Source organism: Mesorhizobium sp. B2-4-12, from assembly GCF_006441575.1.
In the GTDB taxonomy this organism is placed as follows: Bacteria; Pseudomonadota; Alphaproteobacteria; order Rhizobiales; family Rhizobiaceae; genus Mesorhizobium.
This window is the reverse complement of record NZ_VFVC01000012.1, coordinates 43,858-64,799: the sequence shown is the minus strand read 5'-3', so window position 1 is coordinate 64,799 and position 20,942 is coordinate 43,858. Positions and strand designations below refer to the sequence as shown.

General features: G+C 62.8%; 18 protein-coding genes. 16 read left to right on the top strand and 2 right to left on the bottom strand.

The features are described 5' to 3' along the window. Positions 1-103 precede the first annotated feature (103 nt). On the top strand, positions 104-1,531 hold the full coding sequence (gene gndA, locus FJ934_RS10050) for an NADP-dependent phosphogluconate dehydrogenase (protein ID WP_140609252.1): 1,428 nt from the start codon (positions 104-106) through the stop codon (positions 1,529-1,531). Between the two features lie 12 nt (positions 1,532-1,543). On the opposite strand, the gene FJ934_RS10045 is transcribed toward gndA, so the two are convergent. Beyond that, entirely contained in the window at positions 1,544-2,587 is a 1,044-nt protein-coding gene (locus FJ934_RS10045) for a LacI family transcriptional regulator (protein WP_140609250.1), read from the bottom strand. 411 nt (positions 2,588-2,998) lie between these two features. On the opposite strand from FJ934_RS10045, the gene FJ934_RS10040 reads away from it, so the two are divergent. The 8 genes from FJ934_RS10040 to FJ934_RS10005 all read left to right on the top strand — a co-directional run bounded on the left by FJ934_RS10040 (position 2,999) and on the right by FJ934_RS10005 (position 11,254). Next, positions 2,999-4,255, top strand: a complete 1,257-nt coding sequence (locus FJ934_RS10040) for an ABC transporter substrate-binding protein (RefSeq protein WP_140609248.1) — start codon at positions 2,999-3,001, stop codon at positions 4,253-4,255. Positions 4,256-4,350: 95 nt separating this feature from the next. Then, positions 4,351-5,247 carry a sugar ABC transporter permease gene (locus FJ934_RS10035; protein ID WP_140609246.1) on the top strand — a complete coding sequence of 299 codons (897 nt, stop codon included), beginning with the start codon at positions 4,351-4,353 and terminating at the stop codon, positions 5,245-5,247. Then, positions 5,244-6,173, top strand: coding sequence for a carbohydrate ABC transporter permease (locus FJ934_RS10030; RefSeq protein WP_140609244.1), 930 nt, complete (start codon positions 5,244-5,246; stop codon positions 6,171-6,173). The genes FJ934_RS10035 and FJ934_RS10030 overlap by 4 nt, the downstream gene beginning before the upstream one ends. After that, a complete protein-coding gene (gene ugpC, locus FJ934_RS10025; RefSeq protein ID WP_181165574.1) occupies positions 6,173-7,273 on the top strand; it encodes a sn-glycerol-3-phosphate ABC transporter ATP-binding protein UgpC in 1,101 nt (366 codons plus the stop codon). Before FJ934_RS10030 ends, ugpC begins: the two co-directional genes overlap by 1 nt. Positions 7,274-7,326: 53 nt before the next feature. Next, positions 7,327-8,073, top strand: coding sequence for a sugar phosphate isomerase/epimerase (locus FJ934_RS10020; RefSeq protein WP_140609242.1), 747 nt, complete (start codon positions 7,327-7,329; stop codon positions 8,071-8,073). Between the two features lie 11 nt (positions 8,074-8,084). Next, positions 8,085-9,230, top strand: a complete 1,146-nt coding sequence (locus tag FJ934_RS10015; protein WP_140609240.1) for a Gfo/Idh/MocA family oxidoreductase — start codon at positions 8,085-8,087, stop codon at positions 9,228-9,230. A gap of 124 nt (positions 9,231-9,354) precedes the next feature. After that, positions 9,355-10,401: an L-glyceraldehyde 3-phosphate reductase gene (gene mgrA / locus FJ934_RS10010; RefSeq protein ID WP_140609238.1), complete on the top strand. Its 1,047-nt coding sequence runs from the start codon at positions 9,355-9,357 to the stop codon at positions 10,399-10,401. Positions 10,402-10,849: 448 nt separating this feature from the next. Next, positions 10,850-11,254 carry a Fur family transcriptional regulator gene (locus FJ934_RS10005; protein ID WP_140609235.1) on the top strand — a complete coding sequence of 135 codons (405 nt, stop codon included), beginning with the start codon at positions 10,850-10,852 and terminating at the stop codon, positions 11,252-11,254. Between the two features lie 51 nt (positions 11,255-11,305). Here FJ934_RS10005 and polA read toward each other — a convergent pair whose 3' ends face one another. Continuing rightward, the gene (gene polA / locus FJ934_RS10000; RefSeq protein WP_181165577.1) at positions 11,306-14,260 is read right to left on the bottom strand and encodes a DNA polymerase I; all 2,955 of its coding nucleotides are present in this window, start codon (positions 14,258-14,260) and stop codon (positions 11,306-11,308) included. A gap of 422 nt (positions 14,261-14,682) precedes the next feature. On the opposite strand from polA, the gene FJ934_RS09995 reads away from it, so the two are divergent. From FJ934_RS09995 to FJ934_RS09970, 7 genes are all read left to right on the top strand, one after another. Then, positions 14,683-16,068 carry a M20/M25/M40 family metallo-hydrolase gene (locus tag FJ934_RS09995; RefSeq protein WP_140609233.1) on the top strand — a complete coding sequence of 462 codons (1,386 nt, stop codon included), beginning with the start codon at positions 14,683-14,685 and terminating at the stop codon, positions 16,066-16,068. 142 nt (positions 16,069-16,210) lie between these two features. After that, positions 16,211-16,831 carry a ribonuclease D gene (locus FJ934_RS09990; protein ID WP_140609231.1) on the top strand — a complete coding sequence of 207 codons (621 nt, stop codon included), beginning with the start codon at positions 16,211-16,213 and terminating at the stop codon, positions 16,829-16,831. Between the two features lie 85 nt (positions 16,832-16,916). After that, positions 16,917-17,120, top strand: a complete 204-nt coding sequence (locus tag FJ934_RS09985) for a hypothetical protein (RefSeq protein ID WP_140609229.1) — start codon at positions 16,917-16,919, stop codon at positions 17,118-17,120. 91 nt (positions 17,121-17,211) lie between these two features. Beyond that, the gene (locus FJ934_RS27960) at positions 17,212-17,397 is read left to right on the top strand and encodes an SGNH hydrolase domain-containing protein (protein ID WP_281407120.1); all 186 of its coding nucleotides are present in this window, start codon (positions 17,212-17,214) and stop codon (positions 17,395-17,397) included. Positions 17,398-17,514: 117 nt separating this feature from the next. Beyond that, positions 17,515-17,748, top strand: a complete 234-nt coding sequence (locus FJ934_RS09980) for a hypothetical protein (protein WP_181165579.1) — start codon at positions 17,515-17,517, stop codon at positions 17,746-17,748. Between the two features lie 75 nt (positions 17,749-17,823). Next, entirely contained in the window at positions 17,824-18,207 is a 384-nt protein-coding gene (locus FJ934_RS09975; protein ID WP_140609225.1) for a hypothetical protein, read from the top strand. A gap of 341 nt (positions 18,208-18,548) precedes the next feature. Next, positions 18,549-20,813: a transglycosylase domain-containing protein gene (locus FJ934_RS09970; RefSeq protein ID WP_140609223.1), complete on the top strand. Its 2,265-nt coding sequence runs from the start codon at positions 18,549-18,551 to the stop codon at positions 20,811-20,813. The last annotated feature ends 129 nt before the right edge of the window (positions 20,814-20,942 follow it).

Below are 20,942 nucleotides of genomic sequence, written 5' to 3'. Positions count from 1 at the left end.
TGAAGGCCCGTCAATCATCCTGGAAAGAACGGGCATCCCGGGAAGAACGGGTATCGCCCGCAAATCGCGGCTCAACAGACGATCCGGAAGCAGGGAAGAAACGATGGAAAAAGCCGAAATAGGCCTGATCGGCCTTGGCACGATGGGTTCCAACCTGGCGCTCAATATTGCCGAGCATGGGCACCGCATCGCCGTCTTCAACCGGACCAAGGCACGCACGGACGCCTTCGTCGAGAATGCCGGTGCGCTCAGGGATATGATTGTTCCCTGCTACAGCCTGGAGGAACTTGCCGCGGCGATCCGGCCGCCGCGCCCGATCATCATCATGGTGCTGGCCGGCAAGCCGGTCGACGAACAGATCGAAGCCCTGCGCGGTGTGCTGTCCAACAACGACATCGTCATCGACGCCGGCAATGCCAATTTCCGCGACACGATGCGGCGCTTTTCCGAGCTGTCCGGCTCGGGCCTCACCTTCATCGGCATGGGCGTGTCCGGCGGTGAGGAGGGTGCGCGCCACGGACCGTCGATCATGGTCGGCGGCACGGAGGACTCCTGGAAGCGTGTCGAGAAAGTGCTGACCGCCATCTCCGCCAAGTTCAGGGATGAGCCCTGCGCCGCCTGGCTCGGCACCGACGGCGCCGGACATTTCGTCAAGACCATCCATAACGGCATCGAATATGCCGACATGCAGATGATCGCCGAAATCTACGGCGTCCTGCGAGACGGCCTCAACATGGGGCCGAAGGAGATCGGCACGGTGTTCACCAACTGGAACAAGGGCCGGCTCAACTCCTATCTGATCGAGATCACCGCCAAGGTGCTGGCCGCCGACGACCCGAAGACCGGCAAGCCGGTGGTCGACATCATTCTCGACCGCGCTGGCCAGAAGGGCACCGGCAAATGGTCTGTCATCGAGGCGCAGCAACTCGGCATTCCAGCGACCGCGATCGAGGCGGCGGTGGCGGCGCGCGTTCTGTCGTCGCTCAAGGACGAGCGGCTGGCGGCCGAAAAGGCCTATGGCGATATCGGCGTGACGAAGATTTCCGGCGACAAGGACGCGCTGCTGAAAGACCTCGAACTGGCGCTGTTCGCCGGCAAGATCGCCGCCTATGCGCAAGGCTTCGCGGTGATGAGCGGCGCCTCGAAGGAATTCAACTGGAACCTGCCGATGCCGACCATCGCCAAGATCTGGCGTGCCGGCTGTATCATCCGCTCGCAGATGCTGGACACGATGGCCGAAGCTTTCGGCAGCGGCGGCGCTTCGACCAACCTTTTGATGGCGCCGGCCTTCATCACCATGATGCAGGAGGCGCATCCGTCGCTGCGCCGCGTGGTGGCGCGGGCCTCGGAGGCCGGTTCGCCAGTGCCGGCGCTGTCTTCCGCACTTGCCTATTTCGACAGCTACCGCCAGGGCCGCGGCACCTCCAACCTGATCCAGGCGCAGCGCGACTTCTTCGGCGCGCATGGCTTCGAGCGCATCGGCGAGCAGGGCGCCTTCCATGGACCGTGGGGCAGCGGCGCTGCCGGCTAGACCAGCGCCTGGCTAACCGCCATAGGCCACTACCCCCTTCGGCTCGCTCAGGCTTTGCAGCGAGCCGGGTGCGACGCCGCCGATCCAGCCGAGCACCGAGCGGGCAAGCTCCGAACCGGCCAGCCGGAAGTCTTCGTTGACGACCAGCAATTCATGCCGGAACAGGTGCAGCAACTCGGACGACTGCTTCGACACCACGTCGACGTCGCGGCCGAGCTTCAGGCCGGCGTCCTCTATGCCGGCCACGATGGCGAGCGTCGCGGCGGCGGCACTGCTGACGATGCCGTCCGGTCTGATATCGCGCCGCATCAACTGTGCGGTCCTGGTCCTGATCTGCTCGATCGAGTGGTCGATGGAAACCGTGCTGAACGGCACTTCCAAGGCGCCGACCTCGCTCAGCGCGTCGGCAAAACCGTTCACCGTGTGGCGGTGATAGGTCAGACCGACCGGAGGCGCCACCAGAGCGAGCCGACGTCGGCCCATGCCGGCGAGATGGCGCACCGCCTCGCTCGCGAAGGCGTAATTATCGAAATCATGAAAGGGGTGCACCAGCCCCATGTCGGTGCGGCCGTGCGTTGCGAAGGGGATGCCGTGCTCCAGCAAGTAGCGGGCCCTTGGATCGTTCGGCTGTGTGCGTGAAATGATGACGCCATCGGCGGAGCCCGTCTCCACGAGATAGCGGACCGGATCAAGCGGATCCTGCAAGCGCGAGTAGGGCGTGACGATCAGATGGTAAGGCGTACCGGCGATGACTTCCGTGACGCCATAGATGATGTCAGAGACGAAGCTCATCAGCTCATGCTCGGTGTTGAGCACAAGGCTGATGACGTTGGTCTTGCCGGTGCGCAGGCGCACTCCGGCGCGGTTTGGGCGATAGCCGATCTGCTTGGCCACGAGCTGCACGCGACGCCTCGTCTCGGCGCCAATCTCGGGAGCGTCCTTCAACGCCCGCGAGACGGTGGTGACGCCAAGCCCGGTCATGAAGGCAAGCGTCTTCAGCGTCGGACGCCCCTGCGCCGACGTATCATCGTTCTTGTTCGTGCGCCGTCTGTTCATTCATCCCGCCCGTGAGCCGCATAGCAGCCGCACACCGGGTCCGCAATCGCCGCGATTAGCGGCGCGGCGTGACTTCAGGCCCGGTCAGGGGTGCCAATATACTGAAACGTTACAGATTGCCAATCTCGTTCGCCGACAGGCGTATTTGAAGGTGAACGCTCGAACCTGAATTCCCTTGGGAATCCAAGGGCAAAGCGTCACCCCTTGTAAGCCTATTGCAGACCCTCGTGGGTAATTTGGCTGTTTTGCGCTGCGATAGCTCATATTGCGACGCACTGCAGCTCGATGGCTGGTCCCATTTTATTCGTGGCCCGAAAAAATGTCCGGCGGGCTTCGTGCCTGGGGTTGCGTCATCAGCGCAATTGCCCTATCGAAAATCTGTAACGTTTCAGATTCTGGGAGGAAACCGAAATGCGATACAAAGTCCTGACCGCTGCGTTCGCGGCGACGGTGGCGTTCGATTTTGCCGGGGCCGCGGCCGCGGCGAACCTGGAAGTAATTCACTGGTGGACGTCGAAAGGCGAGTCGGCGGCGGTCTCGCAGTTCGCAAAGGCTTTCGACAATGACGGCCACGGCGACAAGTGGGTGGACAGCGCCATTGCTCTGGGCGAAACGGCCCGCTCGACCGTCATGCAGCGCGTGCTCGGCGGCGACCCTCCCGGTGCGGCTCAGTTCAATCCCGGCCGGCAGTATGAGGAATTGATTTCAGGCGGCAAGCTGCTCGACCTCACCGATGTCGCGACCGCTGGCAAATGGGATGAGGTCATTCGCCCGAAAGCGATCGGCAGCGCCTGTCTCGTTAACGGCCACTGGTGGTGCGTCCCGGTCAACATCCACTCGAATTACTGGGCCTGGTACTCCAAGCCGGTATTCGCGAAAGCGGGCGTGCCGGAGCCGAAGAACATGGCTGATTTCATCGCGGCCGCGCCGAAGATCAAGGAGGCAGGCTTCATTCCCTTCGCCATCGGCGGCGACGGCAATGGCTGGCAGATCCAGTTGCTTTTCCAGGACATGGTTACCGAGGCTCTTGGTGTCGCCAAGCGCGACGAGATGTATACCAAGAAGAGTGCCGAAATTGCCGGCGGTCCCGAGATGAAAAGCGTGTTCACGCAGTTGAGGGCGCTGAAGCAGTTCACTGACAACGGCTACGCCAACCGCAACTGGAACGACACCACCAACTTGCTGATCACCGGCAAGGCCGGACTTCAAGTGATGGGCGATTGGGCGCGCGGCGAATTCGCGGCCGCCGGCATGACCGGTGTCAAGGATTTCGGCTGCATGATCGGCCTGAACGAGGACAAGCCGGTTGTCAGCACCGACGGCGACATCATCGTGTTCTTCAAGCAGGGCAATGCGGATGTCGAGGCGGCGCAGAAGCGACTTGCGGCCCTGCTCATCAGCCCGGAGGTCCAGGTCGCGTTCAACAATGCCAAGGGTTCCATGCCCGTGCGCGGCGACGTCGACATGTCGACGGCCGATCCGTGCATGCAGAAGGCGCTGAAAGCAGTGGAAGATCCGGCCAAGATCGTCACCGCGACCAATAGGTTCATCACCGAGAACACCAACCAGCAGCTCAATGAGCTCGTCGCGCAGTTCTTCGCTGACGACTCCATGACGGCCGACGACGCCACGGCGAAGTTCGCCACCATCATCGGCAATTCCGACTAGAAACCGACCGGCACCTGGAGGCGCCGCCCCGGGGTGACGCCTCCATTCTTGCCCTGGCCTGCCCAGGGTCCTGGTGAGGTGGAGAAGAACGGACAATGCAGAGGAGCTGGAGGCAGAGATTTCACCTGCCCGCGGTGATCGGGACGATACCGATGATTCTCGTCGCCGTCGGCGTGTTCGTGATCGGCATCGGCTTCTCGGTGCTGTGGTCCTTCACCAGTTCCAAGCTCTTCCCCACCTATGATTTTGTCGGCCTGGCGCAGTACAGGCGCCTTTGGGCCGATAACCGCTGGCTCGTCTCGGTCAACAACATCTGGTTCTTCGGCCTGATGTCGATCACCTGCAACATGATGTTCGGCTATTTGCTCGCCGTTTTCATGGACCAGCGCATCCGCCAGGAAGACCTGTTCCGCTCGATCTTCCTCTATCCCTTTGCCATGTCGCTGATCGTCACCGGACTTGTGTGGCAATGGGTGCTCGATCCCAATCTCGGCCTGCAGGAGGCGATGCGCAATCTGGGCTGGTCGAGCTTCAGCTTCGCCCCCCTGGTCGATGCCAATACCGCGATCTATGCGCTGGTCGTGGCGGGCATCTGGCAGGGCTCCGGCGTGACAATGGCGATCCTGCTCGCAGGCCTGCGCGGCGTCGACGAGGAGATCTGGAAGGCGGCGAGAGTGGACGGTATTCCGACGTGGCGCACGCATGTGTCCATCGTGGCACCAATGATGAAGGGTGCGTTCGCTACCGCCTTCGTTCTCCAGTGCGTCGGCGTGGTGCGCGTCTACGATCTGGTCATCGCGATGACCGGTGGTGGTCCCGGCATCGCGACATCCATGCCGGCCGTCTATGTCATCCAGCTCATCACCGTGCGCCAGAATGTCGGCCAGGGCATGGCCGCTGCAACGATGATGCTGCTGCCGGTTCTGATCGTGCTGGCATTTGCCGGACTTGTACTGTGGCGGCGAAACCGAGTGCAGGAAGCGGGCGTATGAGCGCCGTGCAAACCACGGCAGGCCGGCCGATGCAAGAAGCGCCGGATCAGGCCACGCCCTTCGGGCCGAAGCCGCGACGGATATCGGCCGGCCGCATCGGCATCTACGCTTTCCTGATCGTCGCGGCGCTCTTCTTCCTCATTCCGGTCTACATCATGGTCGTCACTTCACTGAAGGGGATGCCCGAGATCAGGCTGGGGCATCTTTTCAACCTTCCGGGCGACCCGACCTTTCAGCCCTGGGCCGATGCCTGGCTTCACGCCTGCACCGGCCGTGACTGCAACGGCCTCAGTCCAGGTTTCTACAATTCGCTGAAGATCACCGTCCCGAGCGTGGTCATCTCGATCATCTGCGCCTCGATCAACGGTTACGCGCTGACCTTCTGGCCATACAAGGGCGCCAACCTGCTGTTCGGGTTGCTCGTGTTCGGCGCTTTCGTGCCGTATCAGGTCGTGATTTATCCGCTGATCATCGGACTGAGCTCGGTCGGGCTGTTCGCGACCCTGCCCGGCATCATCATCGTGCACACGATCTTCGGAATGCCCATCCTGACGCTGCTGTTCCGCAATTTCTATGCGGCAATGCCGGTCGAACTGTTCAAGGCGGCGCGCGTCGACGGCGCCGGTTTCTGGCGCATCTTCATCTACATCATGCTGCCGATGTCGGTGCCGATCACGGTCGTCGCCGTCATCCTGCAGGTGACCGGTATCTGGAACGACTTCCTGTTCGGCATCGTGTTTGCCGGGCGCTCCAACTGGCCGATGACGGTGCAGCTCAACAACATCGTCAACACCACGACCGGCGTGCGGGAGTACAATGTCAATATGGCGGCCACCATTCTGACAGCGGCGGTGCCGCTCGTCATCTACTTCGTCTCCGGCAGATGGTTCGTGCGCGGCATTGCCGCCGGCGCGGTGAAAGGGTGATGGCGATGGCGGCAAACGGCACCAGCGTTGCGATCCAGGACCTGTCGCTGAACTTCGGCGCGGTTTCCGTGCTGAAGACGCTCAACCTCGATGTCGCCGAAGGCGAGTTCATCGTGCTGCTCGGCCCCTCCGGCTGCGGCAAGTCGACCCTGCTCAACTGCATCGCCGGCCTGCTCGACATCTCGGAAGGCAGCATCTTCATCAAGGGCAAGAACGTCACCTGGGAAGAACCCAAGGACCGAGGCATCGGCATGGTGTTCCAGTCCTATGCGCTCTATCCGCAGATGACGGTGGAGAAGAACCTGTCCTTCGGCCTGCGCGTCGCCGGCGTGCCCAAGGACGAGATCGCCAAGCGCATCGCGCGCGCGGCCGAGATCCTGCAGATCGAGCCCTTGCTGCAGCGCAAGCCGGCGGCGCTCTCCGGCGGGCAGCGCCAGCGCGTGGCGATCGGGCGGGCGCTGGTGCGCGACGTCGATGTCTTCCTGTTCGATGAGCCGTTGTCCAATCTCGACGCCAAGCTGCGCTCGGAACTGCGCGTAGAAATCAAGCTGCTGCACCGCAAGCTGCAGAACACCATGATTTACGTCACCCACGACCAGATCGAGGCGATGACGCTGGCCGACCGCATCGCTGTCATGAAGGGCGGCGTCATCCAGCAGCTCGATGCGCCACAGACCATTTACAACCGCCCGATCAACCGTTTCGTCGCCGGGTTCCTCGGCTCGCCGGCGATGAATTTTATCGAGGGCAGGCTGGAGAAGGACAATAGCGGCTGGCTGTTTGCCGCCGAGGATGTTCGTATCCCACTTTCCACCTATGCCTTCGAGACGGAACCGGTGCCAGGTCCGACGGTATTCGGCATCCGACCGGAGCATGTCGCCTTGAACAGCGGCTCCGGCTGGCCATTCAGCGCCACAGCGACTGTCGAGGTGGTCGAGCCTATGGGCTCCGACACACTGGTTTGGCTGAAGCTCGGCAAGCAGAATTTCACGGTACGGGTCACGGCCGAGCGCACGCCGCACAATGGCGAGGCTGTCAGCATTGGCTTTGATCCGATGCGCGCTTCGCTTTTCGACGCCGCTGCCGGCAGCCGCATCTAGCTCCCGAGAGTCACCACCCTGAAACGATCCCCCAAGCAGAACGGACAGAGACGATGAACTGGTCATTCCAACTTTACAGCGCCCGCAATTTCAAGCCCTGGGAAGGCGTGCTCGCCACACTCGGCAAGCTCGGCTACACCGAGGTCGAAGGTTTCGGCGGCGTCTATGACAATCCCAAGGCCTTCCGCGCCGAGCTCGACAAGAACGGCCTTTCGATGCCGACCGGGCATTTTTCCATCGACGCGCTGGAGAAGGATTTCGACGGCGTGCGCAGGATCGCCGAAACGCTCGGCATCAAGCTTTTGGTCTGCCCCTATCTGGTGGCCGAAGACAGGCCGTCCGACGCCGCCGGCTGGCGCGGCTTCGGCGAGCGCCTGGCCAAGGTCGGCGAGGTGGCTTCGAAGGCCGGTTACGGCTTTGCCTGGCACAACCATGATTTCGAATTCAAGGCGCTCGCCGACGGTTCGCTGCCGCAGGACCATATCCTGTCCTCCGCGCCCGACATCGGTTGGGAGATGGACGTCGCCTGGATTATACGCGGCGGAGCCGACCCGCTGCCCTGGATCGAAAAGCATGGCAAGCGCATCGTCGCCGTCCATGTCAAGGACATGGCCAAACCAGGCGAAGGACTGGATGAGGATGGCTGGTCGGATGTCGGCCACGGCACGATCGATTGGGCCGACCTGATAAAGGTGCTGCGGGCCAAGAGCGCGGCAAGATATTTTATCATGGAACAGGACAACCCCAACGACATCGAGCGCTTCGCCCGCCGCTCGATCGCAGCCGTCAAGACCCATTAGGAACAATCACCATGGCAAAAAAACTGGGTATCGGTGTCATCGGCTGCGGCAACATCTCGAAGGCGTATTTTTCGCTGGCGCCGCTGTTTCGCGGCATCGAGATGCGCGCCTGCGCCGACATCAACATGGACGCGGCCAAGGCGCGGGCGAAGGAGTTCAAGCTGCGCGCCGAGACCGTCGAGGACCTGCTCAAGGCCGATGACATAGACATCATCGTCAACCTGACGATACCGGCGGTGCACTACGAGGTGTCGAAGCAGGTGCTCGATGCCGGCAAGCACGTCTATTCCGAAAAGCCGTTCGTGCTGTCGCTCAAGGAGGGCCAGGACCTCAAGGCACGGGCCGATAAAAAGGGGCTGCGCATCGGCTCGGCGCCGGACACGTTCCTCGGCGGCGCGCATCAGCTGGTGCGCGAATTGATCGACGAGGGCAAGCTCGGCAACATCACCAGCGGCACCTGCCATGTCATGGGCCACGGCATGGAGCACTGGCACCCGAATCCCGACTTCTTCTTCCAGCCAGGCGCGGGGCCGGTGCTCGATATCGGGCCGTACTACATCACCAATCTGATCCAGCTGATCGGCCCGGTGAAGCAGGTGGCGGCCTTTGCGACGACCCCGGCCAAGGAGCGGACGATTTCATCGAAACCGCGAGCGGGTGAAAAAATCCCGGTCAACACGCCGACCACCATCCACGGCCTGCTGGAATTCGAGAATGGTGCCGTGGTGACGCTGAACACCAGCTGGGATGTCTGGGCCCATGGCCACGCGCCGATGGAACTCTACGGCGAGGCAGGCACGGTGTTCGTGCCCGATCCGAACTTCTTCGGCGGCGACGTGCGCTTCACCGAAGAGGGCAAGCCGGTCAAGAAGTTGCCGAAATGGAAGCATCCGCTTGGCGTGCCGAATGAGATGCACGGCCACGGCATGATGGCCAATTACCGCACCGCGGGCCTGGCCGACATGGCGCTGGCGATCGTCGAAGGGCGGCCGCACCGCTGTTCGATGGAACTGGCGCTGCATGCCGTCGATGTCATGACCGGAATATTGCGCTCGGGCGAAAGCGGGAAATTCGTCGCCATGCAGACGAGTTGCGAACGCCCGGCCGCACTCGGCGTCAAGGAAGCGAAGGGGCTGCTGGCCAAGAAGAAAAAATAGGCTGCAGAGATTATCGATAATTTTGACTGCCCCTCTCCCCGTTTCCGCGGGGAGAGGTTAAAGGGTGGGCGTTGGGCTGGCCGTTGCGTTCGCTGCCGCGCCCGTTTCAGATCGAGGATTCCCCATGCCTTACGTACCCGCCGAAAACCGCTATGAGAAAATGATCTACAACCGTTGCGGACGGTCCGGCCTCAAGCTGCCGGCGATCTCGCTCGGGCTGTGGCACAATTTCGGCGACGACACGCCGCACCGGACCAAGCAGGCGATCGCCCGCAAGGCCTTCGATCTCGGCATTACCCATTTCGACCTTGCCAACAATTACGGGCCGCCGCCTGGATCGGCCGAGACAGCCTTCGGCGAGATACTGCGCACCGATTTCGCCTCCCATCGGGACGAGCTGATCATCTCGACCAAGGCCGGCTACGAAATGTGGGCCGGTCCCTATGGCGAATGGGGCGGGCGCAAATACATGCTGGCCAGCCTCGACCAGAGCCTCAAGCGGATGGGGCTGGATTATGTGGACATCTTCTATTCGCATCGCTTCGATCCCGATACGCCGCTGGAAGAAACCATGGGCGCGCTCGACCATGCGGTGCGTTCGGGCAAGGCGCTCTATGCCGGCATCTCTTCCTACAATTCGCAGCGCACCCGCGAAGCCGCCGATATATTGAGGCAGCTCGGCACGCCATGCGTCATCCATCAGCCGAGCTATTCGATGCTGAACCGCTGGGTCGAGGACGACGGCCTGCTCGATACGCTCGAGGGACTCGGCGTCGGCTCCATCGTGTTTTCGCCACTGGCCCAGGGCATGCTGACCGACAAATATCTCGGCGGCATCCCTGAAGGCAGCCGTGCCTCCCAGGGCAAGTCGCTGAAGACAGCCTTCATCAACGACCGCACTATTGCCAACATCAAGGCACTCAACGCCATCGCCGGCAGGCGCGGCCAGACGCTGGCGCAGATGGCGCTGGCCTGGGTGCTGCGCAGAGGCAAGGTGACGTCGGCATTGATCGGCGCAAGCCGGCCGGAACAGGTCGAGGATTGCGTCGGGGCGCTGAGGGTGCTCGATTTCAGCGATGCCGAACTGGCGGAGATCGATGGCTACGCACGCGAATCCGACATTAATCTGTGGGCGGCTTCCGCGGAACGCAACGGCCCGCCAAGGAAATAGCCGGAGCCGGCTAAAAGGCCGGCGGGATTGCTCCCGCCGGCCTTGTTCATGACAGAGGCCGGGTCAGGGCGTCTTCGGCCTGATCATGTTGCTGGTCAACGGTCAGTCATGGTGCGCGATGCCCCCAGCGCCAGGAACGAAACCGTGCCCGCAGCCATCAGCGCGGATGTGCCGACAAGCAGCGTCCGGCGTGTCAATTTGAACATAGCGCTTCCCGAAGCCCGATCGAACTTCCCAAGCGAGGCAAACCCCATCGAGAACTTTGTCAGTATTTTGAATGTCGCTTCGCCATCAATTCTGCCGTCACCTCTGTGCCGGCACCTCATCGATCGACCCGGCCAACAACAGAAGAGTAGCAAAGACGACGGTTCGTCGCTATCTGAATGAGATCAGGCCGTTTGAACAGGCAAACAGCCGGTAGTTGGCGCGGGAAAGTTGGAACGGGACCATGGCGGCAAGGGATGTGCTGACGAAGAACCAGTTGTGCGTGCTCGAAAAGCTCGAGACCGCCAGCGGGCCGCTCAGCGCCTACACCTTGCTCGACCAGCTGCGTGAACGCGGCTTCCGTGCGCCGCTTCAGGTCTATCGCGCGCTCGACACGCTGGTGAAGTCAGGCCTCGTGCACCGGCTGGAAAGCATCAACTCCTTCGTCGCCTGTGCCGAACCGCACGACCACAGCCATTCGATGACCGCCTTCGCCATCTGCGACAGCTGCGGGCAGGTAAGCGAAATGTCCGATCACGACGTCGGACACCGACTGGACGAATGGGTGCGTTCCACCGGCTTCGCCGCCAAGAAGGCGGTGATCGAATTCCGCGGGACGTGCGCCAAGTGTCGGGCCGAGGCGGCGTAAGCCTTCGCTTCGTCATCCTTGGGTCAAGCCCGAGGATGATGAAGCTTGCGCTTAATGCGCCTCATCCCAATTATTCGCCGCTCGCGCGTCGACATGCAACGGCACCGACATCGACACCGCCGGCATCGCCGCGTTTTCCATGACGTGGCGCACGACGGGGATCGTCGCCTCGACCTCCGCCTCCACCGTCTCGAAGATCAGTTCGTCATGCACTTGAAGGAGCATGCGGGCTGACAGCTTTGCCTTCTCAAGCGCTTCCTCCATGCGCACCATGGCGCGGCGGATGATGTCGGCGGCGGTGCCCTGCAGGCGGGCATTGATCGAGGCGCGCTCGTTGAATGCGCGGATCGACGGGTTCGATGACCTTATATCTGGATAATGGATGCGGCGGCCGAAGATCGTCTCGACGAAGCCGTGCTCGCGGGCATAGGCCTTGGTCTCCTCGATATAGTCGCGGATGCCGGGGAAGCGCTCGAAGTACTTCTTGATATAGTTGCTGGCTTCCTCGCGCGGGATCGACAGCTGATTGGCCAGGCCAAAGGCCGAAATGCCGTAGATAATGCCGAAATTGATCGCCTTGGCGCGGCGGCGGATTTCCGAAGGCATGCCTTCGACGGGTACGTTGAACATTTCCGAGGCGGTGATGGCATGGATATCCGCCCCATCGGCGAAAGCCTGCCGCAGTTGCGGGATTTCGGCGACATGGGCAAGCACGCGCAGTTCGATCTGGCTGTAATCGGCCGAGACCAGGCGGTTGCCCTTGTCGGCGATAAAGGCGGTCCTGATCTTGCGGCCTTCTGCGGTGCGCACCGGGATGTTCTGCAGGTTGGGGTCGGAGGATGAAAGACGTCCCGTGGTGGTCGCCGCTAGCGCGTAGGAGGTGTGGACGCGCTTGGTGTCCGGATGGATGAAGCCGGGCAGGGCATCGGTGTAGGTCGATTTCAGCTTGGTCAGTTGGCGCCAGTCGACGATCTTGCGCGGCAGTTCGTGGCCCTCGGCGGCAAGGTCTTCGAGAAGCTGCGCCGAGGTCGACCACTGGCCGGTCTTGGTTTTCGAACCGCCTGGCAGGCCCATGCGGCCGAACAGGATGTCGCCGAGCTGCTTGGGCGAGCCGATGTTGATGCGCTCGCCGACGAGCTGATAGATTTCCTCTTCGAGCCGGGCGGCGCCTTGTGCGAGTTCGCCCGACAGCCGCGACAGGATCTGCCGGTCGACGGAGATGCCGCGCTGTTCCATGCGGGCCAGCACGGGCACCAGCGGCCGCTCCAGCCGCTCATAGACCGAGACCAGGCCCTTGGCCGCAAGCCGGGGCTTCAGCACCAGCCAGAGCCGCAGCGTCACATCGGCGTCCTCGGCGGCATGGGCGGTCGCCTTGTCGATGCCGACCTGATCGAAACCGACCGAGCTTTTGCCGGAGCCGGTCACATCCTTGATCTGGAGGGGTGAGTGACCAAGCCATTTCTCGGCAAGCGAGTCCATGCCGTGACCATGCGGGGTGCCGGCATCGAGCACGTAGGAGATCAGCATGGTGTCGTCGAACGGCGCGACATCAATGCCGTAGCGGCTCATGATGACCAGATCGTATTTCAGGTTCTGCGCGATCTTGAGGACCGACCTGTCCTCGAGCAGCGGCTTCAGCAGCGCCAGCGCTTCGCGAAGAGCAATCTGGTTCTCAAGCATGCCGCCGCCCAGCAGATCGCCGTTGCCGCTCTTGTGGGCGAAGGGGATGTAAGCGGCGCGGCCGGGCGCCGTGGCTATTGCCATGCCGATCAGTTCGGCCTGCATCGGGTCGGGGGAGGTCGCCCTGGCGTCGAAGGCGACCATACCGGTCTCCCGCGCCTCGGCGATCCAGGCCTTCAGCGTCGCGATATCGCGGACGCAATGATAGGCCGACGTGTCGATCTTGCGCGTCGCCGCGCCCTCCAGCCGCAGCGCGGAGAGCAGGGAAGGGGTGTCCCCCTGCTTAGGTGTCTGCGTCGTCGGTGTAGCAGTTGGGTCTGCCTCTGGTCCAACCCCGTTTCGGGCAATGTCCGGTGCCCCCGCGCCCACATCGGGCCCGTGCGCGGCATCGGCGCGCTCGACGGTCACCGCGACGGCCTGGACGTCGCCGGCTTCGGTGCCGGTCGCTTCCGCCACGCGGCGGGTCAGCGAGGAGAATTCCATGGTCTTGAGGAAGCCGATCAGCTTCGGCCCGTCTGGGGCATGAAGCACGAAATCGTCCAGGCCCTCGGCCACCGGCACATCGTTCTTCAGCGTCACCAGCTGGCGCGAAATGCGCGCTTTGTCGGCGTTGGCGATGATTGTTTCGCGCCTCTTGTCCTGCTTGATCTCGCCGGCGCGGGCCAGCAGCCCATCGAGGTCGCCGAACTGCTCCAGCAACTGCGCAGCCGTCTTCGGCCCGATGCCGGGCACACCCGGAACATTGTCGACGGAGTCGCCGGTGAGGGCTTGCAGGTCGACCATCTTTTCCGGCGGCACGCCCCATTTCTCGACGACCTCGGGGATGCCGATCTGGCGATCCTTCATCGGGTCGTACATGCCGACCGTATCGCCGACCAGCTGCATCAGGTCCTTGTCGGAGGAGATGATGGTGGTGTCGCCGCCGACTTCGCAGGCCAGCCGGCAATAGGTGGCGATCAGGTCGTCGGCCTCGAAGCCCTCCATCTCGATGCAAGGCAGGTTGAACGCCTTGGTCGCCTGGCGGATCAGGCCGAATTGCGGGATCAGATCCTCCGGCGGTGCGGAACGGTTGGCCTTGTATTCGGGGTAGAGGTCGTTGCGGAAGGTTTTGGAGGAATAGTCGAAGATGACCGCGAAATGCGTCGGTACAATGCCTACATCGGTGTTGCGGGCATCCTGCATCAGCTTCCACAGCATATTGCAGAAACCGGAAACGGCACCGACCGGAAGGCCGTCGGACTTGCGGGTCAGCGGCGGCAGTGCATGATACGCGCGGAAGATGTAGCCGGAGCCGTCGACAAGGAAGAGATGGTCGCCTTTTTTCATGCCGGCAGGGATAGCGCGGCGCGATGGCTTGGTCCATGCCAAAGACATCGCCAGGGATTTGTTCCGTCAACACCCTGACAGATCGGGGTTATACCTGGCCGCTCACGAGCACGTTACAAAAGTGTAACGTTGATGCCCTTGAATCGCCACGTTCACAGACCCAAATACACGTCATCGGCAGTTTTCGCCGAAGTCCGGAGCAAGGCCCGTCCCCCGCCTATCCCGGGCAACTGCGGCAGCCTATCCCCCTCTCCGGGCTGCCGCATCGTTTCGAGTAAAAGGCCGCCGTGGTTCCCCCTCCACCACGGCGGCATTTTTTTTGCCTTGCGGCGACCGTGCCGGGTCGTGGTCCAATCGTCCCGGGCTTTTCGTCTCGCCGCTCTGCCTTTACGGTCCCGGCACTGAATCGAAAGGCTTCGTAAATGTCCGCAGTTTCCCCCGTCCTCGACCGTCTCGACGAAAATCTCGACCAGAACCTGGAACGGCTGTTCGGCCTGCTCAGGATCAAGTCGATCTCCACCGATCCGGCCTATGCCGCCGACTGCCGCAAGGCGGCGGAATGGCTGGTGGCGGAGCTCAAGTTGATCGGCTTCGACGCCAACGTGCGCGACACGCCCGGCCATCCGATGGTGGTTGCGCATCATGACGGGCCTGCCGGCGCGCCGCATGTGCTGTTCTACGGCCACTACGACGTGCAGCCGGTCGACCCGATCGAACTGTGGGAAAACGATCCGTTCGCGCCTGATATCAAGCAGGTCGGACCCGACCACAAGGTGATCACCGGGCGCGGCTCGGCCGATGACAAGGGCCAATTGATGACCTTTGTCGAGGCGTGCCGCGCCTGGAAGCAGGTGCATGGCAATTTGCCGTGCCGCGTCACCATTCTGTTCGAGGGTGAGGAGGAATCCGGTTCGCCCTCGCTGAAGCCTTTCCTCGAAGCCAATGCCGAGGAGCTCAAGGCCGATTTCGCGCTGGTCTGCGATACCAGTATGTGGGACCGTGACACGCCGTCGATCTGCGTTGGACTGCGCGGGCTGGTTGGTGAGGAGATCACGGTCAGGGCCGCCGGCCGCGACCTGCATTCGGGCCTCTATGGCGGGGCCGCTGCCAACCCGATCCGAATCCTGGCCAAGGTGCTGGCCGACATCCACGACAAGGATGGCCACATCACCATTCCCGGCTTCTACGACGGCGTCGAGGAGACACCGACCCAGGTGCTGAAATCATGGGAGACGCTTGGCGAGACCGCGGAGACCTTCCTTGGACCTGTCGGCCTGTCTATCCCGTCGGGCGAAAAGGGACGTTCGGTGCTGGAACTGACCTGGGCGCGGCCGACTGCCGAGTTCAACGGCATCATCGGTGGCTATACCGGCAAGGGGTTCAAGACCGTGATCGCGGCGGAAGCATCGGCGAAAGTGTCCTTCCGCCTCGTCCACAAGCAGGATCCCAAGAAGATCCGCGCCGCCTTCCAGCAATTCGTCAAGGAGCGCATTCCGGCCGACTGTTCGGTCGAATTCCACGCCCATGGCGGTTCGCCGGCAATCCAGCTTTCCTACGACTCACCGTTCCTTGCGAAGGCCAAGACCGCGCTGTCTGACGAATGGCCGAAGCCGGCGGTGACGACCGGCAGCGGCGGCTCGATCCCGGTAGTAGGCGACTTCCAAACCTATCTCGGCATGGAATCGCTGCTGGTCGGCTTCGGCCTCGACGACGACCGCATCCATTCGCCCAACGAGAAATACGAGCTCAGCTCCTTCCATAAGGGCCAGCGTTCCTGGGCGCGCATTCTGGACGCGCTGACGCGCTGAGATGGCGTAGAGATCGCGATATCGGCTGAAAAACCAACTTTCTGTTGATTTTTCAGCCGATCGCGGCGAGGACGGGCCACAATCAAGGCGCTGCGGCGCCCCTTGCTGGTCAAGGGACGCTCTGGCTCGACCGGAGAAGACAATGGCCGACATCCGCTTTCACAAAAATGACCTGCCTGACCTTTCGCATTACAATGTCGGGGCGGTGGCCATCGATACCGAGACGCTGGGGCTGAATCCGCATCGCGACCGGCTCTGCGTGGTGCAGATATCGCCGGGCGACGGCACCGCCGACGTCATCCAGATCGCACCGGGCCAGAAGAAAGCGCCGAACCTCGTCAGCCTGCTGAGGAGCCGCAACATCACCAAGCTGTTCCACTACGGGCGCTTCGACCTAGCCGTGCTCTATAATGCGTTCGGGGTGATGGCCGAGCCTGTGTTCTGCACCAAGATCGCCTCGCGGCTGACCCGCACCTATACCGACCGGCACGGGCTGAAGGACATCTGCTTCGAGCTTCTCGGCGTCGGCCTGTCCAAGGCGCAGCAATCGTCCGACTGGGCGGCCGAAACGCTGTCGCCCGAACAGCTCGAATATGCCGCTTCCGACGTGCTCTACCTGCATCGGTTGCGTGAGGTGCTGGCGGGAAGGCTGGCGCGCGAGGGGCGCACAAAGGAGGCCGATGCCTGCTTCCGCTTCCTGCCGACACGCGCCAAGCTTGACCTGATGGGCTGGGGCGAGGAGGATATCTTCGCCCATAGCTGAGGGCCCCGGCGACGATCCGCGCTCGACGGCGGTTTGGAACCAGATGCCGGCCGTGGCGTTCTGCCGGCTGGAAAAAGGGGATGACATGACCGACCGTAAGCCGATATCGACCGCGCCGACCGACGGCTCCAAGGTCACCGTCACCTGGAAGGACAGCGACGGCCTAATCAACGAATCCATCGCGCAGTACCGCGACGACGGCTGGTGGGTCTATACCGACAGCCACACGCAAAAGAAGGTCGAACCGACCAACTGGCGGCCTGCTGCCAGCGACGATGACGACCAGTGAGCGTACCGCTGGCGAGGCCAGCTGCTTTCGAATAGCCTGAAGTCGTTGATATCGGGGCCGATTCGGAGCCTTCCGCTCCGCGCTCGCTCTCTTGCTCGCCGCCGGGCCATTGCCGGATGTCCGCGTCGTCGACATGAACGATGCTCTATGCGGCAAGCAAACCTGCGCTGCGGTCGTCGGCAACATCATTGTCTGGCGCGACTACCACCACATGACGGCGACCTACGCGCTGGCACTGGCGCCCTATCTGGCGAAGGCAGCGGGTCTCAGCCGTTGAAACCAGGAATGCTTGCATCGCGCTTGACCGTCGAGGGCGCCATCGGCTCAGTCAGCACCATCAATGCGGGGGCAAGCAGTCGCCGATGGGCATCGGGGCCCCGCGCGCTCGGTCGCCGTGCTCGACGAGGAAACCTTCCTGCGTGGCAGGGGCAATCCCGAGGAGGGCGGCCCGAAAGGCCCCGACATCGACCGGTCGAACAGCGTGGTGGCGATCACATGCGAAGAGCGAACGCTGGCTTTCTTCTCGCTGCTCTCGATATTCGGTGGCGCTGAAAATCGCCGGCAAGGCAGCGCCATTGCACCGGCGCAGTGCCGAAAGAGAGACCGACCCGAAATGGAATTAGAATGACGGATCGACGCTTCGGCGCTATGATGCCGGCATAGGGCGTTTGGGGCCAGCCAACCTAACGAATAGGAGGTTGCCATGAAGCACCAAACACTGGACCAACTGCATGCAGTGGCCGAAATTAGTGTCACACAGCCGGTAATGAGCCGAACCCAGCGTCTCGTACGTTGGGCCGAACTTCTCGAACGTGAGCCCCGCCGGCTGCTCACAGCGCTTGCCGGAACCGAATACCGTGCGCCGCCCGAGCGCAATGTCATGCGAGGCGATGGCTCGCCGATATCGGTTGCCTTTACGGACCCCATTTTGAAAGACGAGGGTCTGAAGGACGACAGTTATGGCGAAGCCAAGCGCTTCTTCGAGCTGACCGATCACCAACTGCATGAGATCGTCTGCTACTGCCATGTCGGCGAGGTAATGCAATCGTCCAGGGCCGCGCTTTCGGTCCGTGCGGCGATTGGTTGACGCATGTCCACCAGGTGATCATCTGGGGATGGATTGAATTGGGGCGCGGTCGAATGCGAAGCTGTATTTTGCGATCGCGCCCTGACGGAGACCATGGCGTGACAGCGTACCAAAGGCTTGTCCGCTGCCGGATACCGGCGTTCCGACCAATGGCTCTGATCGGTCTCTCTCGTCGGACGCGACCGCCTGCCGGCGCCTGATCCGCAATCTCGGAAATGGACAGGCTGCCAAGCATTTGATTATCAATCGCTTTGAATTTTTCCGACTTAACCCGCCCTTAAATCGCCGCATCTACTCTTCAACCGAAGCGCCATAGGCATCGGGAACAGACAGCGCAGCGCATGGCGAACCGCAGAGACAGCCGCATCGAGCCCAGCTTCGAGGGACCGTCGCAGACGCGGTCCTCGGCCGGTCTTTCGGTGAGCGAGGAGGACCGCGTCGTGCCGAGCAACCGCAAAACCTCCGCAAAACGCAAATCGTCGAAAGCGAAATCGTCGCGCGGCGGACGCGGCAGAAGCCGGCGTGGCCTGTTCGGCGTGCTGGGCCGGCTGTTCTACTGGTGCTTCGTGCTCGCCATATGGGGCGGCATCGCGGTGGCCGGCGTCGTCATCTACTACGGCGCCAAGATGCCGGCGGCCACGACATGGTCGATCCCCGACCGCGCTCCCAACATCAAAATCGTCTCAGCCGATGGCCAGTTGCTCGCCAATCGCGGCATGAGCGGCGGCGAAGCCGTCGGCCTGCACGAAATGTCGCCTTATATTCCCGAGGCGGTCATCGCTATCGAGGATCGCCGTTTCTATTCGCATTTCGGTGTCGATCCGATCGGCCTGTCGCGCGCCATGGTCACCAACCTGCTTGGCGGGCATTTTTCGCAAGGCGGATCGACGCTGACGCAGCAATTGGCCAAGAACCTGTTCCTGAAGCCCGACCGTACGCTGGAACGCAAGGTGCAGGAAGTGTTGCTGGCGCTGTGGCTGGAACACAAGCACACCAAGGACCAGATACTCGAAATGTATCTCAACCGGGTCTATTTCGGTTCCGGCGCCTTTGGCGTCGAGGCGGCTTCGCGGCGCTATTTCGGCAAGAGCGCGCGCGACGTCACCCTATCGGAAGCAGCCCTGCTTGCGGGCCTCTTGAAGGCGCCGTCGCGGCTGTCGCCGGCGCGCGATCCGAAGGCCGCCGAGGAACGCTCGCAGCTCGTGCTCGCCGCCATGCGCGAGGAGGGCAAGATCAGCGACAAGGAACTGAAGACGGCGCTCAGCGCTCCGGCGACACGCTCGCCATCCTATTGGACCGGCTCGGAAAACTATGTTGCCGACACCATCATGGAAGAACTGCCCGACCTGATCGGCGACGTGCGCGGCGACATCGTCATCGACAGCACCGTCGACCTGAACCTGCAGAAGCTCGCCGAGAAGTCGATCCGTCGGCTGATCGACGACAGCGGCAAGAAGCTCAACGTCACCCAGGGCGTGCTGGTGTCGATCGACGATTCCGGCGCGGTGCGCGCCATGGTCGGCGGCTACGACTATTCGACCAGCCAGTTCGACCGCGCCTCGGAGGCGCGCCGGCAGCCGGGCTCGGCGTTCAAGCCGTTCGTCTATATGGCGGCCCTTGAGGCCGGCCGCACGCCCGACAGCGTGCGCAACGACGCGCCGATCAAGATCGGCAACTGGACGCCCGACAATTACGGCGGCAAGTACTTCGGCAAGGTCACTCTGGCGACCGCGCTGGCCAAGTCGCTGAACTCGGTTGCCGCGCAGCTGACCATGGAAGTCGGGCCGAACGCGGTGGTGGAAGCCGCGCATCGCATGGGCATCCAGTCCGACCTGCAGGCCAACACATCGATCGCGCTCGGTACCTCGGAAGTGACGCCGCTGGAGCTGACCTCGGCCTATGTGCCTTTCGCCAATGGCGGCTACAAGCCGGACATCCACTTCATTCGCCGCATCACGACCGCCGACGGCAAGGTACTCTATGACGGCGCTGGCGGCAGCGCGCCGCGTGTGGTGAAGCCTGAGATCGTCGGCATGATGAATTCGATGATGACCGGCACCGTCGAGATCGGCACCGCGAAGAAAGCGGCTTTCGCCTGGCCGTCGGCCGGCAAGACCGGCACCAGCCAGAATTCGCGCGATGCCTGGTTCGTCGGCTACACCGCCAATCTCACCACCGGTGTGTGGCTCGGCAATGATGACGGCACGGCGATGAAGAAGGTCACCGGCGGCGCGCTGCCGGCGCAGGCCTGGCACGAATTCATGGTCGCCGCGCATGAGGGTGTGCCGGTGCGGCCGCTGCCCGGCACCTGGAAATCGACACCGGCCGACAGGATCGTGCCCGACGACATACCCTCGGCTGACAACAACCAGGTGGCACCGGTTCCATCAGCGTCCGTCGGCCAGCAGGCGCCATCCGCGCCGGCGCAACCGCCAGCGCCGGCCCGCGTCGCGCGGCCGGCCCAGACCGTCGATGCCGATGGCTTCAACATGCCGGCGGATGACGGCGCCACCGCCTCTGTCGGACATCCGGTGCCGCCAGGCAGCGTCGGCGGCCCGCTCAAGAAGCGGCGGACCTCGATCCTGGATATTCTGGGCGGCGGCTGACGCGAAGGGCGTCGCGTCGAAACGGATTCATGGGACGCGCTTTTTTACGCCTGTCGTTTCCCAAGGCCGAGGTCAGTTTTGGGCGACCGTCGCCTAAGCGGCGTCAATCCGCCTCTCGCCAGCGCCGCG

What these genes read in the sequence shown, in the direction of transcription:
- gndA (WP_140609252.1), top strand. Translation starts at nt 104, where the DNA reads ATGGAAAAAGCCGAAATAGGCCTGATCGGCCTTGGCACGATGGGTTCC.
- FJ934_RS10045 (WP_140609250.1), bottom strand. Translation starts at nt 2,587, where the DNA reads ATGAACAGACGGCGCACGAACAAGAACGATGATACGTCGGCGCAGGGG.
- FJ934_RS10040 (WP_140609248.1), top strand. Translation starts at nt 2,999, where the DNA reads ATGCGATACAAAGTCCTGACCGCTGCGTTCGCGGCGACGGTGGCGTTC.
- FJ934_RS10035 (WP_140609246.1), top strand. Translation starts at nt 4,351, where the DNA reads ATGCAGAGGAGCTGGAGGCAGAGATTTCACCTGCCCGCGGTGATCGGG.
- FJ934_RS10030 (WP_140609244.1), top strand. Translation starts at nt 5,244, where the DNA reads ATGAGCGCCGTGCAAACCACGGCAGGCCGGCCGATGCAAGAAGCGCCG.
- ugpC (WP_181165574.1), top strand. Translation starts at nt 6,173, where the DNA reads ATGGCGATGGCGGCAAACGGCACCAGCGTTGCGATCCAGGACCTGTCG.
- FJ934_RS10020 (WP_140609242.1), top strand. Translation starts at nt 7,327, where the DNA reads ATGAACTGGTCATTCCAACTTTACAGCGCCCGCAATTTCAAGCCCTGG.
- FJ934_RS10015 (WP_140609240.1), top strand. Translation starts at nt 8,085, where the DNA reads ATGGCAAAAAAACTGGGTATCGGTGTCATCGGCTGCGGCAACATCTCG.
- mgrA (WP_140609238.1), top strand. Translation starts at nt 9,355, where the DNA reads ATGCCTTACGTACCCGCCGAAAACCGCTATGAGAAAATGATCTACAAC.
- FJ934_RS10005 (WP_140609235.1), top strand. Translation starts at nt 10,850, where the DNA reads ATGGCGGCAAGGGATGTGCTGACGAAGAACCAGTTGTGCGTGCTCGAA.
- polA (WP_181165577.1), bottom strand. Translation starts at nt 14,260, where the DNA reads ATGAAAAAAGGCGACCATCTCTTCCTTGTCGACGGCTCCGGCTACATC.
- FJ934_RS09995 (WP_140609233.1), top strand. Translation starts at nt 14,683, where the DNA reads ATGTCCGCAGTTTCCCCCGTCCTCGACCGTCTCGACGAAAATCTCGAC.
- FJ934_RS09990 (WP_140609231.1), top strand. Translation starts at nt 16,211, where the DNA reads ATGGCCGACATCCGCTTTCACAAAAATGACCTGCCTGACCTTTCGCAT.
- FJ934_RS09985 (WP_140609229.1), top strand. Translation starts at nt 16,917, where the DNA reads ATGACCGACCGTAAGCCGATATCGACCGCGCCGACCGACGGCTCCAAG.
- FJ934_RS09975 (WP_140609225.1), top strand. Translation starts at nt 17,824, where the DNA reads ATGAAGCACCAAACACTGGACCAACTGCATGCAGTGGCCGAAATTAGT.
- FJ934_RS09970 (WP_140609223.1), top strand. Translation starts at nt 18,549, where the DNA reads ATGGCGAACCGCAGAGACAGCCGCATCGAGCCCAGCTTCGAGGGACCG.